We start from the raw sequence: 21,604 nt of genomic DNA, 5'->3' as shown, positions 1-21,604 counted from the left end.
ATAAAACTACTTTTTCTTAGTATGCTTTTGTGTAACCTAACATGTGCTTGCTCCAGTAAGAGTTACTTACAGAACTAATACGTACACCAGTTGCATCAGTTTCTGCACTAATGAACTGACCGTTTCCTAAGTAAACACCCATGTGAGAAGGACCTGATTTATAAGTATTTTGGAAGTATACTAAATCACCTGGTTGTGGATTGCTAGTTTTTGTTTTAGAGCTCCAGTATCCAGCAACTGTTTGACGAGCGCCTTTATGACCAGTTTGATTTAATACATAGTGAATGAATCCACTGCAGTCAAAACCAGCAGGTGTTGTACCAGCAGTTCTGTATGGTGAACCATTTAAAGATCTAGCGAATCCAGCGATTGAAGATGTATCTCCACCTGTTGTTGGTTTTTGTACATCTTTAACTGGTTGTTGAACGTTATTCGTAACGTTGTTTACTCCGCCTTTTACAAACTTAACGAAGTCTGCACTTACGTAACCTGTGCGACCGTTATGGTTAATTTTGTACCAACCATTTTCAGCGCCAGTAACGTTTAATACTTTACCGTTTGTTACGCCACCGATTACAGCGTTGTATGTAGCTGGACCTGTACGTACTTTTAAAGCACCAGTGTTAACAACATAAGAACCACCAGTTTGAACTGTAGTAGTATTGTTGTTTGTAGTTGGTTGTTGTGTTTGGTTAGATACAGCAGAACCACCTTTTGTTACGAAGTCTTTGCTTACGTATCCAGTTCCACCATTGAAGTTGATTTTAAACCAATCTTGTACTTCACTAACAACTTGTACTGTTTTACCTTTATTTACAGAGCCTAATACTGTATGAGATGTACTTGGGCCTGTACGTACGTTAAGTGAAGAAACGTTTACTGTGTAAGTACCTGTTCCTTGTTGAACAGTAGAAGTTCCTTTTTGATCACCAGTCGTTACGAAGTCACCACTTACATAACCAGTTTGACCGTTTACAGTTACTTTGAACCAACCGTTTTCTTGTCCAATTACTTGTAGTACTTGACCTGATTTCACTTTAGAAATAACATTATGCCCTGTACCAGCACCTGAACGAACATTTAATACATCAGCAGTTACTGTGTATTTTAAGTCAGATTTTGTTTCTACAGTTTTTGTTTCAGTTACAGTCGTTTGAGTTTGAGTTTGTCCATTAATTTCTTTTAGCGCTTCGTTTGAAACTTGTGCATGAGCAGAATCCATACCTGGAACTGCAACACCTACTACAGAAGCTGCTGCTAAACCTGCAATTACTTTTTTCATAAGTTGTCTTTACTTCCTTTCCCTACTATCCTCTTTAAAAAACTTATAAACTTAATACTTTACAATATTATCAAAGTAAAATATTCATTAAGTTCCATTTTTTAACAAGAGTTTTATTTTTCACACAGAGTTCATTTTAAATGCATGAAGTGAATTCCGTGTGAACTTCATGTGAACTTTACCATTAAACTCAATGCTTTTGCAATGATTTTTTCAAATTCCTTATGTATTTCATTGAAAATTCGACATTCCATTCATTATCTTAATATATATTTCTATCCACTTTTAAAAACTCTCTTAATCTAATACAGTGCAATGAATGTATTCCCTAGTAAAGTTCCTTCCATGAAGGATACTCTTATCATGACAAAAAATGCTTTTTTTATCAATAGTATAATATTTTCAGAAAACTATTTTTGATACTATCTATCGTTTCTAAAAGATTTGACGATTTGTAAGATTTAACATCAAAAATTCTGTTTTAATTTGACGAAAAGGCACATTCTACTAAGTATTTTTCTCTATCTATGGAAGTTTTAGGATATTCATATTATCATATATATAGTGGTATTTTAATCCATACAAGTTTTATTGACCGCAAATAATCGGATAAAAAAGGAGGTATATTTATGAAAAATATAATAGATGATCCGATAAATAAAAATATAGAACTGTACTATGCTTTTTTTCAATTCGCTTCATTTATCACCTTACAAAAAATATCAACTATTGAAACACGTAAAAGCGAATTAAAACATCAGATGAAAAATACCGAACAAAAAAATCCTTATTACATATAAAAAAGGTGAACAGATTATATTTCTGTTCACCTTTTATCGTTTCTATATTATTTATAAATTTTCACACGGTTTTCTAATGGCTGAAATTCTTTTTCGCCTGCAGGTACCACTGGTTTACCAAACGGCATTTGCGCAGTAAGTTTCCAGGTTTCTGGAACTGCCCATTCTTTTCTCACTTCTTCATCAATTAATGGATTGTAATGCTGCAATGTAGCACCAAATCCTTCTATTTCTAAAGCTGTCCAAATTGCAAATTGTAACATTCCTGAGGATTGCTGAGACCAAATCGGAAAATTCTCTTTATATAATGCAAAGTTTTCTTGCAGTTCTTCCACTACTTGATTATCTTCAAAGTATAAAACCGTTCCATAACCACTTTTAAATGCATTCATTTTTTCTTCAGTAGATGCAAAGTTATTTTCAGGTACAATTTTTCGTAACGTTTCTTTCGTAATATCCCATAATTTATCGTGTTGTTCTCCTAGCAAGACGACAACACGAGCACTCTGAGAGTTAAAGGCTGAAGGTGTATGTTTTACAGCATGATAAATCACTTCTTGAATTTTCTCATCAGAAACTACTTGCTCTTTACTAATCGCATAAATAGATCTTCGGTCTTCAATTGCTGAGTAAAAATCTTTTGCCATCATAATTCCCTCCAATTTTCATTTGAGGCTTTTTCATATGTATACTTCATATTACGCCTCTCAAAACTTATCATTAATAAGTTTCTAACTTTATACTATCAACAAACAATACTAAACTCAAATAATAACACTCACATATTTTACCTTTTTATTTCATAATGCTAGAAATAAAAAGGCAATTTATTGTTACCGATAATAAGTAACAACAAATTGCCTTTCTTATATGATGATCTAACTCAATATTTTACTTACTTAACTAAGCCAAATGCATAAGACATTAGCTTATTCGTCTCTGTAAAACGCTTCGTTTTACCTTTCGTTCCCATTACAACTGTAATAATACGAGTATCCCCTTGTTTGGCCGTACCCGTAAAACAATACCCTGCGCTATCTGTGAATCCTGTTTTTAATCCGTCTATTCCTTCTATATATAAAGCTTTATTATTTTTATTTAACATATCATTTGTACTTATAACATTAATATTATTAAATGCTAACTGACTTTGACGTAAGTGAGTCACTTCTAATATTTCTGGATAATCTTTTATAAGATGATATGCCAAGTTTGCTACATCAGCAGCTGTCATCTTCGTCTCACTTCCATCAGGTTCCTGTAGTCCTGATGCATTTGCGAATTTAGCATAATCCGACATTTTTAACTGTTTCGCTTTTGCATTCATAAGCTGAACGAAATCTTCCTCCGTTTTTGCCATATGTTCCGCTAACGCCACAGCCGAATTATTTGCTGATTCAATCATTAATGCATGGAACAGATCTTTAACAGTCAATGTGTCATTCACTTGAACTGGGATTCTTGCACCTTCTGTTTGTGCCGCTTTCGCACTCATTTTCACTGGATCTTCCCAGCGAACTTTCCCGTTATGTACATTTTCTAATAAAAGGTACGCTGTCATCATCTTGGACATACTAGCTGGCGCAAAAGCTTCATTTTCATTATGTTGATAAATAATATCTCCATTACTCGCATCGATAATCATAGCTGCTTTTGCATCAATTTCCGGTGGGATGTACTTTGGCGGTACTACCTTTTCAGTTAATCCTGTTTCAGGTAGTTCTGCCACTTGTAAAGGTGGTCCCTCTACACTTGCTGTACTCTTTTGAGTTCCTTGGAATAAGAACCAACATACCCCTAAAATAATAACTAATAGGATCGTTATCCTTCCCCATTTTAACTGCTTCATTTCAAAACTCCTTTAGCAAACCTTTTATACACTCACACTCAACCATAACAACTTTCCCTTTATATCGTCAAGGTAAAAAGCATATTTATTCATCTACAGCAATTATTATTTCAATGTATGTATGTTACAATAACAATACTGAAATATAAGAATATTCAATGATAAAACCTCATAAATAAACTATTTAATAGAAGGGATTCATACAAATGATACTTCCAAAATCTTTAAAATACGGAGACACAATTGGGATTTACTCACCTTCTTCTCCAGTAACCTACACTTCTCCCAAAAGATTTGAACGAGCGAAATCTTTCTTACAACAGAAAGGATTTCACATATTAGAAGGTTCACTAACAGGTCGATATGATTATTATCGTTCAGGTAGCATCCAAGAACGTGCTGAGGAACTAAACGCCTTGATAAGAAACTCTGATGTTTCTTGTATAATGTCAACAATTGGTGGTATGAATTCTAATTCATTATTACCTTATATTGATTATGAAGCTTTTCAAAATAACCCTAAAATAATGATTGGCTATTCAGATGCAACAGCTTTATTACTAGGGATTTATGCAAAAACAGGAATTCCTACATTTTACGGTCCGGCACTCGTACCTTCCTTTGGAGAATTTGAACCTTTTGTAGATGACACATACAAATATTTCTCAGAAACATTACAAAACGATCCGCCTCTTCCTTACAACATAAAACAACCGTTATTTTGGTCAGATGAATTTATTAATTGGGAAGAGAAAACGAAAGAAAAAGAACTTAGACCAAATAATTGGATTTCTGTAACAAATGGACAAGCTACTGGACGTGTTATTGGCGGCAACTTAAATACAATACAAGGAATTTGGGGCAGCTCTTATATGCCATGTATTCAAGAAGGCGATATTCTATTTATTGAGGATAGCTCAAAAGATGCAGCTACTATTGAAAGAAGCTTTTCATTACTTAAAATTAACGGTGTATTTGACAAAGTTTCAGGCATTATTCTTGGAAAACATGAGCAATTTGATGATTGTGGTACAAATCGCAAACCTTACGAAATACTTTTAGAAATACTGCAAAACCAAAGAATCCCTTTACTAGCTGACTTCGATTGTTGTCATACCCATCCGATGATCACTATGCCTATAGGTGTTCAAGTGAACATGGATGTAACCAATAAAACGATACATATTTTAGAAAAATGGAACATATAAAGTGAAACTTTAATTAGCCCTCACCAATTGAGCCGTCCAGCAAATAGCGGAATTAAAAATGCTTATACTATAGGAAGAAAATATAATGGACTTTCCCATTAGACAACATAAAAAAGCTCCGTTATTACAAACGGAGCTTTTCATCATTGGCCTAAATTTTGTATCTTATCTTTCAAATCTCGAACTTGATCAACCGTCTGCATAAGCTCAGAGTTTTTAAATTGCTCTACATCCACTTTTCCTTCTTCTATCTTTGTCATCGCCGTATCAATTAACGTATTTAACTTTTCGTTATATCCGACGATTTGCTGATGAAGATCCTTCGCTACATCAGGTGGCGTTAATTCATTGAAAGCGGGTATATCTTGTTTAATTTCACTAAGCTTCGTTTCTAATTCTTTTCGAGCTTCGCTATCATTAACGGCCTTTTCAGCTAATGCTGGTGCATCATTTGCAAATGCACTTATTTCATTTACATAGTCCGTCGCTTTTTGCGCATAATCTAGGGAGTTCTTTCCTTCCTCTACTAGTGAACATCCCATTAATCCAATTGAGGCTATACATGCTAATAAAATTGATTTTATTTTCATTTTAGGCTCCCTTCGTCTTTATAATTGTCTGCAATTTTCTCTATCATAACTTCTAGCTAAATTACTTAAAACCTTTTTTCAAATAGCTATTTATCCTCTTACATGCCCGATTACAGTTACAACATCTATTTCTATATGTACGCTAATAATATCTTCAATTATATCCATATATCCTTGTCCTATAGCTGTTCCATAGTGTAATGTAAGCCCCTTCTTTTCATACACTGACTTTGGCACTGAAAAAATAAATCTCCTCAAGTTCCTTTCATCAGCTGGTTCCATAATTAAAACAATCCCATCCTCATCAAACATATACGCTCGCCCTCCAACTTTACATTCACTATGGCTCAGTATTGCCTTGGTTAGCAAAATTTAAAACATAATAAGTTAAGATACATTCTGTTTAATCGTAAAGTGAAACTTTAATCAGCCCTCACTGACAGCGAGGCCCCAACCTAACTTCTTTGCTTTCGCTCAATTTTGAGATGGGGTTTTACTGCCCGGCAAATAGCGGGATAAAAATAAAAAGCATTCATTCTTTTTTATTAAGAATGAATGCTTTTTAAAAAATCAATTTCTAACTCTAGCATCTTTTGTTGACGAGGTTTTACTTTTCTTACGGGAACTCCCGCATAAATATACCAATCATCTAAACTCTCTTTTACCATACTCATCGCACCGACTGCCGTGCCTTCTCCTATAGTTACATTTGGAAAAATAATAGAATCAGCACCAATAATCGCATGTTTTTTTAAAATAACTTTTTCTGTTTTCACATTCCTATATTGATTCGGGACGGTTGGCCCCATTAATGTATTTCCACTGAAATCATCAAGTACTGCATATATTATTGTTTTAGCTGAGATATTTGCAAAGTCATGCATTTCAATTCCAACTTCTCCTCCATATAACGCTGTATACGCTGATATATGCGAATAACTTCCAATTGTGATTTTGCCACTTAAAATGCAAAAATCATCAATTCTTACATGATTACCAACTGATATAACACCTGGATTATATATACTTGCTTTTTTACTAATCAATACATTTTTCCCAACAGACAAAAAACCAATTTTCTTTAGTTCTTCTAAACTATAAAAACTATTCATCTGCCCAAACCACCTTCTGCCCTAAACAGCTTACAATTTGTTCTACTATTTCTTTCGTCATTCCTTCCCATAAAGGTAAACTTACTATTCGTTTTGCTATTTTATTCGTTTTTGTTAAATCTGTAGATTTATAGTTTCTAAAAAGTACTTGTTGGTGGCAAGATGGTGAAAAGTATAATCTAGCTTCTATGTTCTGTTTTTTCAGTTCTTCTATTACTTGTATGTTGTGAACTTCTTCTGGACAAAGAATAGGCATAAATTGTTGAATAACTACTTCTGTCTTTTGGACTTGCCACCCTTTTTGTATTAACCTAGTATTTTGTAACAACTGTTTATACCATTCAGAAATACGAGTGCGTTCTTTTAATTTTTGATCCCATTTTTTCATAGTTGCAATCCCAATAGCGGCTGCATATTCAGACATTTTACAATTAAACCCCATCATCGTACATTCACGATTTTTATCAAATCCGAAATTCCCCATTCTTTTAATACGTTGTATATCTTCTTCATTTTTACTATATATAAGCCCTCCTTCACCAATTCCGAAAGGCTTTGTTGCATGAAAACTATATACGATCATTCCACTAAAATCCTGTCCATAATGCATACTTCCATTCATTAATCCGAATCCCGGTGCCGCATCTACGACAACCGGAACACCCCTCTTCTCTAATTCTTCATATTCTTCTAAGTTCATCCATGATCCAAAAGTTGCGTACGGGACAACAATCGCAACCTCTTCTTTTAATTCTTCAACTTTATCCAAAAGTACTGTTTTATCCATATACCAATCATCTATTGAAATATCAATAAAATAAGGTTCCAATCCACACCAAATAGCCGCTAATGGAGTCGCAGGGAATGTAAAACTAGGCATGAGGGCATACTTTCCTTTTTTTCTTTTCTTAAGTTGAATGGCCGCCATTAACCCTAACGTTGCGTTTGCTACTGTTGTAACAGCTCCCCTGTTCTGAAAAAAATCCGACATAATTATTTCTTCAAAACGTTGATTTATGGGTCCATAATTCGTATATATATGAGATGTATCAATTTCCTTCAATTCTTCCAAATACTCAATTACAGGTACAGTTGAAGCACGTAAAAAAGGAATATTCTCCATATCTATCTATTCCTTCCTATCATTTTCGGACAATATAGAGCATATCTGTTTCAGATAGTCCAAATTTCCTAGCACTTTTCATTCCTTGTTTTTCAGCTATGTTATATAATTCTACCTTAAATCCCGCATTTATTAATCGTTGAATGAATCCTGATTGATTATAAATTCGCACATGATCTTCTTGACCAAAAGCTAATTTCCTCAATTGTGGAGTTACAATTAATTCATTCTCTATAATAGAATCCACATTCATTACGATTGGTACTTGAATAATTCCCCATCCACCTGGCTTTAGAACCCTATATAACTCTCGCATTGCTTTGTCATCATCAGGAACGTGTTCTAATACGTGGCTACATAAAATCACATCAAAAGTATTACTATCATATGTAATTCTTGTAACATCAATTTCCTTCATTAGTGGATCCTTTGGCTCTAAATCCCCACATACATACGTAATATTTTTATACTCGTTAAACCAATCTCTTAAATTTGCTTCAGGTGCAATATGAAGTATAGTATATTTTCTACTTAACAAGTCCGTTTCTGCTTCAATGTACGCACGATACAATCTTTCACGATCCATCGAACTACAAACTGGACATATCCCTGTATCTTTATTCCACATCTCGAATTTATATTTCGGAAAATCATAATGTGCTGGCCATGGGGAAAATTTTTCAAATTGTTGATTGCAATATTGACAATAACAACATTCTTTCTCAAACATATGAGCAACTAGCTTGTTTAACCCTTTTTCTATCTTTTCATTATAAATTTTATCTAGTTCGCCATTTCTTACTGCATCCTTAACTATAAATCCCGCATTTTCTAAACAATAAGATAAGCTCTCTTTATAATCTCTTTCAGAACTTAAAAATCCACTATTATACGCATCTATAATTAATTCAATCCATTCTTCAATTGTCATTAAAATAAAGTGCATTTGTTTTTGATTTTGTCCACTATGTTGTCTAAAATAACTGAGAGGTTCTTGTATATAAACTACTTTTCCTCTCCTCATCATATCTAACCAAGTTGCAATATCGTTAATAGCAGAATACGCCTTCCCTTTAAAATACCCAAACCTCCCTTCAAACAAATCTCGATTAAACAGAACAGTTGTCGGCTCACCAACTATATTTTTTAAGTTTTTTAATATATAATTCCCTAATTCTTTTCCTTCAAAAAGTGTAGTTTCTTTCGCAATTTTCATATTCAATGTTGTAGGTGGTAATATCTCCCCATTCTCATCAATCAGTTCACGATATGACGTCACAAATGAAATATTTTCTAACTTCAAAAAGTATTCCATCATTCTCTGGATTTTTTCATGGTGAAATAAGTCATCATCTAATAAAAAGTTTATATACTCTCCGTTCGCAAGTTCTATACACTTATTAAAGTTTTCAGCAACTAACGGTGTTTCATTTTTAACATATGTAACACAATCATATTCACGTAAATACGGTTGAATCATAGCATTGACTTCATTATTTGTACTGTCGTCAGAAATAACAATTTCAATATTTTCATATGTTTGATTCAGAGCGCTGTTGAGTGCCAATTCCAAGTAATAAGGTCTATTGTACGCTGGAATCAGTATACTTACTTTCGGTAATGAAGAATTATTATTTATATGTTGTTTTTTCTTTTCTATGTTTATTTTCTTTCCCCTAATTTTTTGATAATAGTCTAATGTATATAATATCGATGATGGAACTATCCTTCTTGCATAATCTAGAAAATTAGTTATCGCTTTGTCTAACTCTTTTTCGGTGGATAAGAAACCATATTTTTCTCCTGCTATAATACTATGTGAAAAATCTTCTAATCCATCCATCATTTTATTAGATTCATTTAGCTGTTGATCTTGGTGTAATCGAAAGTAACTAAGTGTCTCTGCTATATATACTGCTTTTCCTTTACTTAATAAAGATAACCATGAAGCTATATCTACGTTGCATAGATACCTCCTCTTATCAAAAATCCCATACGGTTCTTGTAAATCATTTTTACGAAATAAAACTGTTGTCGGTTCTCCGATATAATTTTTTTGATCTATAATTACCCTATTCCCTAATTCTGTTCCCTCTATAATCATATCCTCTTCAAATAAACGAACAGTTGAATAAATATGGCGTAGTTCTTCTCCTTTATCATCAATTACTTGACGATGAGATGTTACAAGCTTAATTTCATTATCTAGATCATTGAAAAAATACTTCATCATTTTTTCAATTTTATTCACATGAAATATATCATCATCCATTAAAAAGTTTATATACTCTCCGTTCGCTTCATTAAATAACATTAGCGCATTTTCAAATTGTCCGAGAGTTGACCTGTTTTTTATATAAATAATATTTGAATGATCACATAAGTATTTTTGTAACACCTTTTCTGTTTCATCATTCGTACTATCATCTCCAACTATAATTTCTATATTAGGGTACGTTTGTTCTAACACACTACATAACGCCTCTTCAAAGTAGCGAGGACGATTATATGTAGGAATTAAAACACTTACCAATGGAAGTTGATCTACCATCTCTTCAGTTCTTTCAATACGAGTTCCCATTTTACTCTTTCACCTCTTCGCATATTATTTATATACGCGACACAAAAATCACATTACTTTAACTGTATGGAGCCTATATACTTTTATGCAAACATGAAATAAAATATCATACTTTTCGTTCCTGAATAAACATATTTAATAACGCAGACATTTTATTTGCACCTTTTTTATTCATATGATCACTATCATAAAAATCATCATCACAAAATAATGGTGAATCAAATAGATCTATAATCCGAAAAGAATATTGAGTTTGAAAATCATTTATAACTTTATAAAAATCTTCTTTTAATTTCTTACTACTACAATTGAAATAATGTGAAGTAACTGGGAATACAACAATTATTGGTTTTATATCATGTTTTAACAGTAGTTCTAAATATTTTTTAAAAATCGTTTTATTTTCAACTAAAGTATGAGGATATGACAACTTAGCATGCGAAGTTGCTCTTATTTTGCCGTGTTCTTCAAAAGGAATGTGAAGAGGAGTGGTATTCCATTCAGCATTTATCCAGGGCAGTATCAATGATTCATCTTTTAGTTCGTCTAATAAAACATATTCAAAATGCAAATTAAAAATAGAAAAAAGTGGTTTCGGGGTATCTAGATGTGCGAATCCATCAGTGGGTAGAGGAGAATGAACTACAGTATGATGACCGTCTTGAAACAATGGATAATATACTTTGTGAATTCTATAGGATTCAGATGATAACGACATATCAAAGTAAAACGAGAAATAAGCTATTCCTATCAAACAATATTGAAATGAATGATCGTTTGATAGAAGTTGTGACGCTATTAAATAATCATAGTATAGATCTTGCGATGGAAGTGTTAATTTCATTGACTTTTTTAAGAGGAGCTCCGTACTTATGCCACAATGCGGATAAGACAAACCTGTCGCAAACAATTCATACGTCGGATCACTCTTTGCTTTTTTCATAGAAATGTATATAGACATAAGATCCGGATTTATTTGATATATAGAAATCAATTTATTCTTCCATTCATACATGTATTTTGTTAAATTAATAAGTTTTGAACTTTGCACGCCTCTGTTTCTCAATTCATTTGTAAGTTTTTCTGCATCCACTCTCCAAATGATTATATATTGAAAAGAATTTTCTATATGAACAATATCTGTAACGTCTACAACATGAACTATTGTTTTACATTTATTTTTGTCTAATACATTTCGAATCCGCCCCTCTGATAATTCATCACTTAAAATAATAATTTTATACTGCCTCTCCATGTACATCCCCTCCATTATATGTATAATATGAAATTCATTTTTCATTCGTAACAATCATATACATCTGCAATCCAACATGAAAAAGAATAGAATATTCATTTCAAAACAAAAAAATAGCTTCACCATTTGGCTTAGCTATTTTTACAATTATTACTTATTCAAACTATATTCCTTTATCTAGTTCATAAAGCTTTCGATACTTCTCATTTTCTGTAAGAAGTTGTTCATGACTACCTTGCATTACGATTTGACCACGATCAAGGAATATAACTTCATCTACATGTTCAATTCCTACAAGATGGTGTGTAATCCAAATAACTGTCTTTTCTTCCGTTGCAGAAAACATTGTTTCGATTAAAGATAATTCTGTCTTTGGATCTAAGCCAATCGTAGGTTCATCAAGTACAATAATTGGCGCTTCTTGCATTAGCGTTCTAGCAAAAGCAACCCGTTGTCTTTCCCCGCCAGAAAACCTTTTTCCCATTTCATGCATTTTTGTTTGTAGTCCATCTGGAAGAGAAGCAATATGCGAAGCTAATTGTGCTTTCTCTAACGCTGTCCATATCTCTTCATCTGTAGCCTCTGGTTTGCCGATCCGCACATTATTTCCAATTGTCGTATCGAATAAATGTGGCTTTTGATTCAATACAGAAATATATTTTGCTAAAAGATTCGTATGAGCATGTTCACTATTCAATAAAACTTCACCATGTAACGGGCTTATCGCACCTGTTAACAGTTTTAATAAAGTAGATTTCCCTGTTCCGCTTCTTCCTAAAATGGCGATTTTCTTCCCTGCTTTTATTTGTAATGATACGTCTTTCAATACAAATTCATTACTATCTGGATAACTATACGATACATGATTTAATTCAATGTCTATATGTTTTGATGCAACATAATCTTTATCTTCATGTAATTCCTTTTCATCCTGCAAAACATCATTACCTTCTACTTGATTGAGACGATGAGCAGATTCTACATATGATGGAATTCGATCGATTGCATCTGAAAGAGGAATAAGCGCGTTTGTGACCGATAACGTCATTAAGACGAAAGCCGCAATAACGGTAGGTGCAATCTGTTCACTGGCTGCCTCATTTCCAGTCCATATGATCATTGAAATAACTACAATCCCCACTACTAATTGAATGATACTATCTCGAATATGATTCCAGCGCTTCATTCTTTTCTCCGTTTTTAACAACTGAGCATTTTGTTCTACATACTTATCAATGAATTCATCTTTTCTACCACTTGCTTGCCAATCAGATAATCCAAAAACAGCATCTGTTAGTTGTTGATACAAACGGCTTCTTCCTTGCTTTAATGTAACATGATGTTGCTTCATTAAAAGTAATGATACAAGTGGAAGAAGAAAAACGATAATAGCCAACATACTTGCTGCAATAAGTGCAAACATCACGTCAAATGCACCGATAACAAGTACGAATATGCTATATACAACTAATGCTAATATGCTTGGAAATATTGTACGTAAATATAGGTTTTGCAAATGCTCTATATCTTCGGATAATACCCCTAACATATCACCCGTTTGAAATCGCGAACGGAAAAATAACGCCTGTGGTTCTACTATCCTATATAGTTTCGTTCTCATTTTTTCTAATATGCGTAGTACAACGTCATGTCCGACTAAACGCTCTATATAATGAAACACAGCTTGTCCTATACTAAACGCACGCGTTGCAACGATAGGAACATATACAGCCATTACATTTTCTGGTCTAAGAGCAGATTTAGAGATTAAATAACCTGAAATAAAAAGTAGCATCGCACCTGAACTAACTCCAAGAAGACCAAGGAAAATAGTTAAAGTCATTCTACTTTTATTTTGCTGTATATAAGGTTTAATCCAGTTACTCATCTCTATCCCTCTCTTTCCTTTGAAAATGTAATGCCTCATTCTTTAAAAGTTCTTCATATGTTCCACTCTCTATCATTTTCCCTTTATTTAAAATAAGAATATGATCCATCTGTTTCATCCAGTGAAGACGATGTGTTGCAAGAAATACTAATTTACCTTCAAACAGACGTAACATCGATTGCTTTATTTCAAATTCAGTTTCAATATCAAGATGTGCTGTAGGTTCGTCTAATAAAATAATTGGCTTTTTACTTAAAAGTGCACGTGCCATTGCGACACGTTGTTCTTGTCCGCCACTAAGCATACGCCCGCCTTCTCCAATTCTTTCGTACAGCCCATTTGGAAGCGATGTAACGAGTGAATGAAGACCCACTTCATTAATGACTCTTTCCACTTCTTCATCAGTTGTATTTGTTTCATAGAAACAAATGTTATCTTTTAATGAAAGCGGGAAAATATAAGGTTGCTGCGGAATATAAGCAATATTCTTTTGCCAATCTTCACGAGTAGCCCCGTCAATTTCCACACCATTTACTATCATCTTTCCACCCGAAGGAGTTAAAAATCCTGCTAATACGTCGATTAACGTCGATTTCCCCGCCCCACTTTCACCAATTACACCTATAGTGCCACTGCCTTCCCAAGTAAAGTTAATTCCTTCTAATATTGCCTTTTCAGATTCATCAATCTTTACTTTTACATCTTGTAATTTTAAGTTACTTGTGGAATTCCATATGATATCGACATTTGATTCTTTCGTTTCTATTTCTTTTTGTTGCTGTAAAATCTCTTCTATTTGCTCCATTGCAAGTTGCCCATCTAACGTAGCATGATAATTCGCTCCAACTTGTTTAATCGGCAAGAAGTATTCCGGAGCTAAAATTAAAATCGTAAGGGCTGGCAATAGTACAATTGTCCCGTCTATTAAACGTATCCCTAATCCGACCGCCACAAATGCGATTGATAAACTCGTAAAGAAATCTAATGCAAAAGAAGAAAGAAAAGCAACTCGCAAAGTACGCATCGTTGCTTTTCTATACCTTTTACTTACTTTCTCAATCTTTCCTTCATGCTGTTTACTTTTACCTAAATACTTTAATGTTTCTACCCCTTTTAACGTATCTACAAAGTGATTAGAAAGAACACGATATGTTTCATATTGGCTATCCGCCATTTTCTGCGCTGCTAATCCTAGTAGGATCATAAATATAATTACGATAGGAATCGTTACAACTAAAATGACTCCAGACTCAATATCTAGCGTAAAAACATATAGTACAATTAGCCCCGGTACGATACTACTTCTAATCATTTTAGGAATTGTTAATTCAATATATGTTTTAAATTTCTCAATACCTTCTATCGATAAGGTAACCAGATGACCTGTTCCAGCAGTTTGAACATACCGTGGACCTAATGTGAAATACGCCTCTATTAATTGTTTTCTCAGTAGTGACCCTGTTTTTTCAGCAAAACGTTCAACTAATACTTGCGATATGCGAACCAGCATGTGACGAACTGCAAACGTGATTCCAAAATACACCGTTTCATTTAACACAGATTGCACTGTTTCTCCCTGAAATAAAAACGTAATAGCCCGCGCTAAAAACACTGTTTGTGCAATAATACTAATAGCTTCTAAAACGCTAATGATTGTTAACACTACATATAAAACTCGGCTACCAGGATACGACGGAAGTCCTCTTTTTCTTTTCATTAGTACTCCAAATCTTTATCTGACTTAACAGGTTGTCTAAACACATAGAAACTCCATATTTGACTTCCCAAAACAAATGGCAATATAGCAATTGAAAAATACGTCATCAGTTTTAGTGCATAATCTCCCGATGCTGCATTATAAATTGTTAAATCGTATATTGACCCTAACGAGCTAATTAAGACACGTGGGAACATGCCGGCAAACACACTCGCACTTAGTAAAATGATTGTTAAACTCGTCATAACGAAAGCCCAACCATCTCTTCTTCTTTTATTTAATAATGTTGACGCACATAATGCTACAAAAGCTCCGATCGGAACCATAATCCACTCTGTACCATGACCAGTGAATATATCTGTTTTCCATAACCCTACACCGGCAAAAATAAGAAGTGCTGTAATTGCAAGCGGTGCAATTTTCAACGCAGCAATACGTGCACGTTCTCTTAACTTACCAGTTGTACGTATAGTAAGGAATTGCAATCCGTGAACAATACATAGCAGAAGGAACATAACTCCTCCAAGTAATGCAAATGGATGAAGTAATTGTAAGAATCCACCTACAGCATTTTTCGTCTCATCAATTGGAATACCTACCATAAAGTTAGCAATGGCAACTCCCCAAAGGATAGGCGGTAGTAAACTTCCTAAAAACATACCCCAATCCCAAAAACCTTTCCATTTATGATTATCTATTTTCGCACGGAATTTAAAGGAAACACCTCTTATAATTAAAGCAAGAAGCATAAACACAAAAGGAATGTAAAACCCACTAAATAAAGTTGCATACCAGTGTGGGAATGCCGCGAACATAGCACCACCGGCACAAACAAGCCATACTTCATTCGCGTGCCAAAATGGACCAATTGTATTTAAGTATATTCTTTTCTCTAAATCGTTTTCCCCTAAAAACCTTGAAACTATACCTACACCGAAATCGAAACCTTCAAGTACAAAGAAGCCTACGAATAAAATTGCAATAATGATAAACCACAACTCATTAAGAGATAACATACTCTTCCTCCTTATCAAATGGATCATGGCTTTGAGAATCCTGTTTCGTTTTCTTATTCTCATGTCCTTTAATGATACGAACGAATAAGTAAACAGTGATTCCTCCTATAATTAAATATAGTGATGTGAACGAAACTAAAGAGAATAATACTTCTCCGAACGTAACATTTGGAGATACAGCATCTTCCGTTTTCATAACACCGAAAACTACCCAAGGCTGACGTCCCATTTCAGTCATAATCCATCCTACTGTATTACCGATAAACGGTAGTGAAATTGCATACACCATTAATTTTAAATACCACGTTTTTTCAGCTAAACGATCTTTTCTTGATAAGAACCATCCGTACGCTCCTAGAAGAAGCATAAATGTTCCACTCATTACCATCGCTCTAAAACTCCAGAACATAGTGTGTACTGGTGGAATATAGTCTCCAGGCCCATATTTCTCTTCATATTGCTTTTGAATTTGATTCATCCCTTCTACTTGACCGCTAAATTTATCAAATGATAATAGACTTAGCATATAAGGGATTTGAATTTCAAACGAGTTTTCTTGCTTCTCTGCATCAATTTTCGCAAATACTGTAAATGGCGCTGGATCTTCACTCGTATTCCATAACGCTTCAGCTGCTGCCATTTTCATTGGATGTGTCTTAATTAATTGTTGTGCTTGCGCATGACCGAAGAATAATACTAGCGCAGTTGTAAGTGTTCCAACAATGATAGAAATGCGGAACGATTTTTTAAACACTTCAGTTTCTTGCGCTTTCGTTATTTTCCATGCACTCACACCTGCAATAAAGAATGCACCAGTTGCAATCGCCGCTGTAATTGTATGCGGGAATTGTACCCATAATTGTGGGTTTTGGATAATTGCTAAGAAATCATTCATTTGTGCACGTCCATCTGCTGCCATTTCATATCCTACTGGCGATTGCATAAATGCACTTGCAGTTAAAATCCAAAACGCTGATAACATTGTTCCAATTGAAAGGAGCCAAATACATAATAGGTGAATGCGCTTCGGTAATTTATCCTCACCGAATACCCATAAACCTAAGAATGTAGACTCAATGAAAAATGCTAATAAACCTTCAATAGCAAGTGATGGACCAAACACATCACCTACGAAACGTGAATAGGTTGACCAGTTCATTCCAAACTGGAATTCTTGTAAAATACCAGTTACTACACCTACCGCAAAATTTACAAGGAATATTTGTGTCCAAAATTTCGTCATCTTCTTATAAATTTCTTGTCCCTTTACCACATACAAAGTTTGCATTAACGCAATGATAAAAGCTAAACCAATAGACAGCGGAACAAAAAAGTAATGGAAAATCGTTGTTGATGCGAATTGTATTCGTGCCAATTCAAGCGTTTCCATACTACAATCACTTCCTTCATAATTTTTTATATCGTAATTTCAATTGAGTTGTATGAATAAAACAACCCAAATCTTAGAAATATAGAAAGATAAATTTGTTTATGTACTTTTAGAAAATATAAATTTTCAGTTTTTGAGATAATTACAAAAGAACTTTTTCATAAAATTTACCTTTTCACTATTTCAGTAGTGTTTTATCCGTTAATCGAATTGTATAATATACCTGCATAGTAAATTCAGCTGATTTTTGACGTATTATTGACATCATTTTGTCTGAAATATGTCTTTTGGTATTTTTTTGAATTAGATTTTTCTCATTAATAAAATGTGTTTTTTTAATATAAGACTTACTTTCATATCAATAAAATAATCATATTTCTCTTCATGCGCTTGACTTTCACCCTAAAAAATGTCCTCTGAAACAAATAGAAAATCAATTGTTTTTTGTCAAGAGAAAAATGTATTCCCAAAATTCAAATACAATATAATGTTATTCAAAAATAGAAAACCCTCCCCTCTTCCTAGACCTGAAAATTCATTTTTTTGTCATTTTTCCAAACTAAATTAATACATAAAAAAATACCGAGAATCGATTAGACTCTCGGTATTTTTTATATTATTTTGCTGTATGTTTTCTAACAGCCGGTAAAATTTCAGTAGCAATTAATTCGATATTTTTCTCAATTTGATTAAGTGGTACACCACCAAAATCAATTTGTGCCATAAAACGTTGTTGCCCAAACAATTCATATTGGTAAAGCATTTTCTCAATAATTTGTTGCGGGCTACCAACCATTAATGCGTCACGGTAATCTACTGCATTTGTAAATTGTTCTTTCGGATACCCACCACCGCGTAGTGTAAGCATACCAGCATTAATATGAGGATAGTATTCGCTAAATGCATCTTGTGAATTTTTTGCTGTATAAAATAAACTTGTAGTTGCAACTGGTAAGCTTGCTGGATCAAATCCACTTTGCTCAGCAGCCTCACGGTAAGCATCTACTGATCCTTTAAAGTTAATAGCTGGACCACCTAGTGTTGTTATCATCATTGGTACACCCGCGCGTCCTGCTTTAATTGCACTAGCTGGCGGGCCACCAACTGCACGCCAAATTGGTAAGTTATTATTTTTAGCTCTTGGAATAACCGATGCGTGTGCAAGCGGTGCTCTGAACTGTCCATTCCATGTTACATGTTCCTCTTTATTAATTTTTAATAAAAGATCCATCTTCTCTTCAAATAACTCTTCATAATCATTTACATCATAACCAAGTAAACTATATCCCCCAATACGCGATCCACGACCAGCTACGATTTCTGCACGTCCATTAGAAATCAAGTCAATTGTAGCAAAGTCCTCATATACTCGTACCGGATCAGAAGTACTTATTATCGTTGCTGAACTTGCAATTTTTATATTTTTCGTAGCTTGTGCAATAGCTCCTAAAATAACTGTATGAGCTTGCGTTGTAAAATGCGTTTGATGACTTTCACCGACAGCAAATACATCAAGTCCAGCTTCATCCGCTAACTTAGCTGTTTCAATTAATTCATGAATTCTTTGTTCTGCACTAATTTTCTCTCCATTATGCGGATTTAAAACGTGATCCCCAATTGAATATAATCCAAACTCCATTCCTTTACTTGTATCCATACGGTATTTTTCCATAATTACTCTCTCCTTTAATGATGCCCTATTAGTTTCTCTTCTAAAAACGTTGGTAATTCAAATGTTTCTCTATTACTTACAACATCACTTGATTAGTCAATTGATGTTGTAAAAAAAATTACTCTTGCGGTAATTCTTTTTTTTCACTATGCTTATGAACTTTCGTCATTAGCTCGTATAATATTTTCTGCTCTTCTTCATTTAATACATCATCAAAAAACGAAGATTGAAATGCAAGTTGCTCTGGCAATGCTTTCTCTAAGGCCGCTTCTCCTTGCTCTGTAAGACTAATTGTTTTCGTTTTCCAATCTTGTTTTCGTACAATATATCCTTCTTTTTCAAGACGAGTTAACATTCTAGAAATACCGCCTTGTGTAACAGTTACCTTTTCAGCTAACTCCATTTGTGTTAGCGGCTGATACGTACGTATTTGCAAAAGCACATCAAATTGAGCTGTCGTTAAATCAAAACGTTTTAAAAACTCATTTGACATCTGATTACTTTGGTTCGTAAATCGTATTAAACGTAACCATATTAATGATCCAATCGTATTATCACGCATCTTTGATCACTTCCTATCGTGAATCTTATTATCAATTTACTACGCAAGTGATAAAAAAGCAAGGAAAAATGCAAAAAAATATTGCAATAGAGTTTTGCATAAATAAAGATAAGAAAGAATTCATATAAACATGAATTCTTTCTTATCTTTATTCTTAACTTTTCATTTCATTCATTGCTAGATTTAAAGCTGCCACAGCTTTTGGCCAACCAACGTAAAAAGCCATATGTGTTATTAATGTAACCAATTCATTCTCCATAATCCCATTTTGTTTAGCTAACTTCAAGTGAAATGGTAATTGTTCTGTATTACCGAGACTGATTAGTGCCGACACAGTACATAAACTTCTTTCTCTTAATGTTAAAGTAGCATCACGCCACACTTCCTCAAACAATATCTTTTCACTATACTGAGCAAATGCAGGTGCTATTTCTCTCATTTTCTTTTGAATATAAAATTCAATTGGTTCATTCATCATTTTGCTCCCTTCATTTTTACCAGTTGTGCCATCCCTTGACCAAATGACCAATTTTCAGCAACTGTCTCATTTAGTGTAATAAAAACGTCTGACCCCCTTACGTCGGAACATTCCGAAATCTTTAAGGATACAGATTGATACAAACTTTTTTTCTGTTGCACTGTTCTTCCAGGTCCACATGTAATAGAAACATAAATCATATTCTCTGTTCTCTTTTCTCCTCTTTCCAACAAATAATATGGATTATATAAAAATTGATTTTTTTGATAAGGTAAAAACATTTGAAAGTAATCATTTTCAGGGATGTTAAAATGTTCAATTAATGAAAGATGGATACATTCACCTATCTTTTTCAACCCTTCTTTATTTAATATGTTTTCAGGATAATGAATATTCACAAAGGGCATAGATTTTCATTCCTTTTCTTATTTTTAATTTGGAACCAAATTTTATCGTGAAATGTGTAAAATCTCATATATTGTAACACCCTTATTCGCTGTAATGTTAGGCTTCTCTTCATAAAAATTAAACTGACTATATCCCCACTTATCTGGATTATATACTTTTAAATTACCTAAACAATTTTCTACATTTTGATCCATAATGGTAGATTGAGTCCCAATCAATGATTTACTTTGAGAAATACTTCCTTCATATTCAACAACATATCTACATTTCTTAAAATCATCCTTTACATTGACAACTAATGGAACACCTATATTTATTTGTTGCCACCCAAACGATTGTAAAATATTATCGTAATACCCTTCAAATATGAATTTATTCATCCCTTCATGACCATTCCAAATATATAAAGGTGCATAACAGTTATAGAAATTCCCGTCCTTACCTGCCTCAGTAATTAAATAGGCTTTAAAATTTAGGTCTTGAAAACCATCAGTTTTATGCCCATTTTCCTTTACCCTATTTCTAATAATCTCCATATCATAATCTTTCGGCAAAATGACCTTATATTGCATTCCAATCATGTTTATCACTCACTTTCTATCCTATATACATAATGATAAAGCGATGACTGACTAACGTAAAATAGGTATAACTTATGCTTGGTATCATTTAT

At 33.6% G+C, this 21,604-nt stretch carries 20 protein-coding genes; 2 read left to right on the top strand and 18 right to left on the bottom strand.

The features are described from left to right. Positions 1-16: 16 nt before the first annotated feature. A complete protein-coding gene (entFM, locus tag ACQVV1_RS28035) occupies positions 17-1,282 on the bottom strand; it encodes an enterotoxin EntFM (protein WP_242251561.1) in 1,266 nt (421 codons plus the stop codon). A 629-nt stretch (positions 1,283-1,911) separates the two neighbouring features. Between entFM and ACQVV1_RS28030 the strand changes: the two genes are divergently transcribed. After that, positions 1,912-2,082, top strand: coding sequence for a DNA mismatch repair protein MutT (locus ACQVV1_RS28030; RefSeq protein ID WP_242251560.1), 171 nt, complete (start codon positions 1,912-1,914; stop codon positions 2,080-2,082). 47 nt (positions 2,083-2,129) lie between these two features. On the opposite strand, the gene ACQVV1_RS28025 is transcribed toward ACQVV1_RS28030, so the two are convergent. Together ACQVV1_RS28025 and ACQVV1_RS28020 are read right to left on the bottom strand one after the other, a co-directional pair. After that, complete coding sequence (locus ACQVV1_RS28025; RefSeq protein WP_431169833.1) at positions 2,130-2,732, bottom strand: nitroreductase family protein; 603 nt, start codon at positions 2,730-2,732, stop codon at positions 2,130-2,132. 245 nt (positions 2,733-2,977) lie between these two features. Next, positions 2,978-3,931 carry a D-alanyl-D-alanine carboxypeptidase family protein gene (locus ACQVV1_RS28020; protein WP_309260024.1) on the bottom strand — a complete coding sequence of 318 codons (954 nt, stop codon included), beginning with the start codon at positions 3,929-3,931 and terminating at the stop codon, positions 2,978-2,980. Between the two features lie 206 nt (positions 3,932-4,137). Between ACQVV1_RS28020 and ACQVV1_RS28015 the strand changes: the two genes are divergently transcribed. After that, positions 4,138-5,139 carry a S66 family peptidase gene (locus ACQVV1_RS28015; RefSeq protein ID WP_242251557.1) on the top strand — a complete coding sequence of 334 codons (1,002 nt, stop codon included), beginning with the start codon at positions 4,138-4,140 and terminating at the stop codon, positions 5,137-5,139. Between the two features lie 143 nt (positions 5,140-5,282). Here the strand turns inward: ACQVV1_RS28015 and ACQVV1_RS28010 are convergent, their stop codons facing one another. The 15 genes from ACQVV1_RS28010 to ACQVV1_RS27940 form a co-directional block, all read right to left on the bottom strand. Beyond that, positions 5,283-5,729, bottom strand: coding sequence for a DUF6376 family protein (locus ACQVV1_RS28010; protein WP_063224198.1), 447 nt, complete (start codon positions 5,727-5,729; stop codon positions 5,283-5,285). A gap of 90 nt (positions 5,730-5,819) precedes the next feature. After that, a complete protein-coding gene (locus ACQVV1_RS28005) occupies positions 5,820-6,041 on the bottom strand; it encodes a hypothetical protein (RefSeq protein ID WP_063224199.1) in 222 nt (73 codons plus the stop codon). A 233-nt stretch (positions 6,042-6,274) separates the two neighbouring features. Further along, complete coding sequence (locus ACQVV1_RS28000; protein WP_431169832.1) at positions 6,275-6,841, bottom strand: acyltransferase; 567 nt, start codon at positions 6,839-6,841, stop codon at positions 6,275-6,277. Then, positions 6,834-7,964 (bottom strand): DegT/DnrJ/EryC1/StrS aminotransferase family protein, encoded by a 1,131-nt coding sequence (locus ACQVV1_RS27995; protein ID WP_242251555.1) that lies wholly within the window; start codon positions 7,962-7,964, stop codon positions 6,834-6,836. The genes ACQVV1_RS28000 and ACQVV1_RS27995 overlap by 8 nt, the downstream gene beginning before the upstream one ends. A gap of 19 nt (positions 7,965-7,983) precedes the next feature. Next, positions 7,984-10,545 (bottom strand): glycosyltransferase, encoded by a 2,562-nt coding sequence (locus ACQVV1_RS27990; protein ID WP_242251554.1) that lies wholly within the window; start codon positions 10,543-10,545, stop codon positions 7,984-7,986. Between the two features lie 106 nt (positions 10,546-10,651). After that, the gene (locus ACQVV1_RS27985; RefSeq protein ID WP_242251551.1) at positions 10,652-11,800 is read right to left on the bottom strand and encodes a hypothetical protein; all 1,149 of its coding nucleotides are present in this window, start codon (positions 11,798-11,800) and stop codon (positions 10,652-10,654) included. Positions 11,801-11,963: 163 nt separating this feature from the next. Next, a complete protein-coding gene (gene cydC, locus ACQVV1_RS27980) occupies positions 11,964-13,688 on the bottom strand; it encodes a thiol reductant ABC exporter subunit CydC (RefSeq protein ID WP_242251549.1) in 1,725 nt (574 codons plus the stop codon). Further along, the gene (cydD, locus tag ACQVV1_RS27975; RefSeq protein WP_309260022.1) at positions 13,681-15,405 is read right to left on the bottom strand and encodes a thiol reductant ABC exporter subunit CydD; all 1,725 of its coding nucleotides are present in this window, start codon (positions 15,403-15,405) and stop codon (positions 13,681-13,683) included. The genes cydC and cydD overlap by 8 nt, the downstream gene beginning before the upstream one ends. After that, positions 15,405-16,421, bottom strand: a complete 1,017-nt coding sequence (gene cydB, locus ACQVV1_RS27970) for a cytochrome d ubiquinol oxidase subunit II (RefSeq protein ID WP_309260021.1) — start codon at positions 16,419-16,421, stop codon at positions 15,405-15,407. Before cydB ends, cydD begins: the two co-directional genes overlap by 1 nt. Continuing rightward, on the bottom strand, positions 16,408-17,811 hold the full coding sequence (gene cydA / locus ACQVV1_RS27965; RefSeq protein WP_242251545.1) for a cytochrome ubiquinol oxidase subunit I: 1,404 nt from the start codon (positions 17,809-17,811) through the stop codon (positions 16,408-16,410). The genes cydB and cydA overlap by 14 nt, the downstream gene beginning before the upstream one ends. A 616-nt stretch (positions 17,812-18,427) precedes the next feature. Continuing rightward, the gene (locus ACQVV1_RS27960; protein ID WP_242251544.1) at positions 18,428-19,483 is read right to left on the bottom strand and encodes an LLM class flavin-dependent oxidoreductase; all 1,056 of its coding nucleotides are present in this window, start codon (positions 19,481-19,483) and stop codon (positions 18,428-18,430) included. Between the two features lie 118 nt (positions 19,484-19,601). Beyond that, positions 19,602-20,045 carry a MarR family winged helix-turn-helix transcriptional regulator gene (locus ACQVV1_RS27955; RefSeq protein ID WP_001205517.1) on the bottom strand — a complete coding sequence of 148 codons (444 nt, stop codon included), beginning with the start codon at positions 20,043-20,045 and terminating at the stop codon, positions 19,602-19,604. Positions 20,046-20,199: 154 nt separating this feature from the next. Further along, positions 20,200-20,523: a carboxymuconolactone decarboxylase family protein gene (locus tag ACQVV1_RS27950; protein ID WP_242251543.1), complete on the bottom strand. Its 324-nt coding sequence runs from the start codon at positions 20,521-20,523 to the stop codon at positions 20,200-20,202. Beyond that, the gene (locus tag ACQVV1_RS27945; RefSeq protein ID WP_275718791.1) at positions 20,520-20,930 is read right to left on the bottom strand and encodes a tautomerase family protein; all 411 of its coding nucleotides are present in this window, start codon (positions 20,928-20,930) and stop codon (positions 20,520-20,522) included. The genes ACQVV1_RS27950 and ACQVV1_RS27945 overlap by 4 nt, the downstream gene beginning before the upstream one ends. Before the next feature lie 42 nt (positions 20,931-20,972). Beyond that, positions 20,973-21,512 carry a DUF4865 family protein gene (locus ACQVV1_RS27940; protein WP_431169831.1) on the bottom strand — a complete coding sequence of 180 codons (540 nt, stop codon included), beginning with the start codon at positions 21,510-21,512 and terminating at the stop codon, positions 20,973-20,975. Positions 21,513-21,604: the final 92 nt, after the last annotated feature.

The organism is Bacillus basilensis, assembly GCF_050630465.1.
GTDB lineage: Bacteria > Bacillota > Bacilli > Bacillales > Bacillaceae_G > Bacillus_A > Bacillus_A basilensis.
The sequence above is the reverse complement of the archived record's forward strand: the minus strand, read 5'-3'. Positions and strand labels throughout refer to the sequence as shown.

What these genes read in the sequence shown, in the direction of transcription:
- entFM (WP_242251561.1), bottom strand. Translation starts at nt 1,282, where the DNA reads ATGAAAAAAGTAATTGCAGGTTTAGCAGCAGCTTCTGTAGTAGGTGTT.
- ACQVV1_RS28030 (WP_242251560.1), top strand. Translation starts at nt 1,912, where the DNA reads ATGAAAAATATAATAGATGATCCGATAAATAAAAATATAGAACTGTAC.
- ACQVV1_RS28025 (WP_431169833.1), bottom strand. Translation starts at nt 2,732, where the DNA reads ATGATGGCAAAAGATTTTTACTCAGCAATTGAAGACCGAAGATCTATT.
- ACQVV1_RS28020 (WP_309260024.1), bottom strand. Translation starts at nt 3,931, where the DNA reads ATGAAGCAGTTAAAATGGGGAAGGATAACGATCCTATTAGTTATTATT.
- ACQVV1_RS28015 (WP_242251557.1), top strand. Translation starts at nt 4,138, where the DNA reads ATGATACTTCCAAAATCTTTAAAATACGGAGACACAATTGGGATTTAC.
- ACQVV1_RS28010 (WP_063224198.1), bottom strand. Translation starts at nt 5,729, where the DNA reads ATGAAAATAAAATCAATTTTATTAGCATGTATAGCCTCAATTGGATTA.
- ACQVV1_RS28005 (WP_063224199.1), bottom strand. Translation starts at nt 6,041, where the DNA reads ATGTTTGATGAGGATGGGATTGTTTTAATTATGGAACCAGCTGATGAA.
- ACQVV1_RS28000 (WP_431169832.1), bottom strand. Translation starts at nt 6,841, where the DNA reads ATGAATAGTTTTTATAGTTTAGAAGAACTAAAGAAAATTGGTTTTTTG.
- ACQVV1_RS27995 (WP_242251555.1), bottom strand. Translation starts at nt 7,964, where the DNA reads ATGGAGAATATTCCTTTTTTACGTGCTTCAACTGTACCTGTAATTGAG.
- ACQVV1_RS27990 (WP_242251554.1), bottom strand. Translation starts at nt 10,545, where the DNA reads ATGGGAACTCGTATTGAAAGAACTGAAGAGATGGTAGATCAACTTCCA.
- ACQVV1_RS27985 (WP_242251551.1), bottom strand. Translation starts at nt 11,800, where the DNA reads ATGGAGAGGCAGTATAAAATTATTATTTTAAGTGATGAATTATCAGAG.
- cydC (WP_242251549.1), bottom strand. Translation starts at nt 13,688, where the DNA reads ATGAGTAACTGGATTAAACCTTATATACAGCAAAATAAAAGTAGAATG.
- cydD (WP_309260022.1), bottom strand. Translation starts at nt 15,405, where the DNA reads ATGAAAAGAAAAAGAGGACTTCCGTCGTATCCTGGTAGCCGAGTTTTA.
- cydB (WP_309260021.1), bottom strand. Translation starts at nt 16,421, where the DNA reads ATGTTATCTCTTAATGAGTTGTGGTTTATCATTATTGCAATTTTATTC.
- cydA (WP_242251545.1), bottom strand. Translation starts at nt 17,811, where the DNA reads ATGGAAACGCTTGAATTGGCACGAATACAATTCGCATCAACAACGATT.
- ACQVV1_RS27960 (WP_242251544.1), bottom strand. Translation starts at nt 19,483, where the DNA reads ATGGAAAAATACCGTATGGATACAAGTAAAGGAATGGAGTTTGGATTA.
- ACQVV1_RS27955 (WP_001205517.1), bottom strand. Translation starts at nt 20,045, where the DNA reads ATGCGTGATAATACGATTGGATCATTAATATGGTTACGTTTAATACGA.
- ACQVV1_RS27950 (WP_242251543.1), bottom strand. Translation starts at nt 20,523, where the DNA reads ATGATGAATGAACCAATTGAATTTTATATTCAAAAGAAAATGAGAGAA.
- ACQVV1_RS27945 (WP_275718791.1), bottom strand. Translation starts at nt 20,930, where the DNA reads ATGCCCTTTGTGAATATTCATTATCCTGAAAACATATTAAATAAAGAA.
- ACQVV1_RS27940 (WP_431169831.1), bottom strand. Translation starts at nt 21,512, where the DNA reads ATGATTGGAATGCAATATAAGGTCATTTTGCCGAAAGATTATGATATG.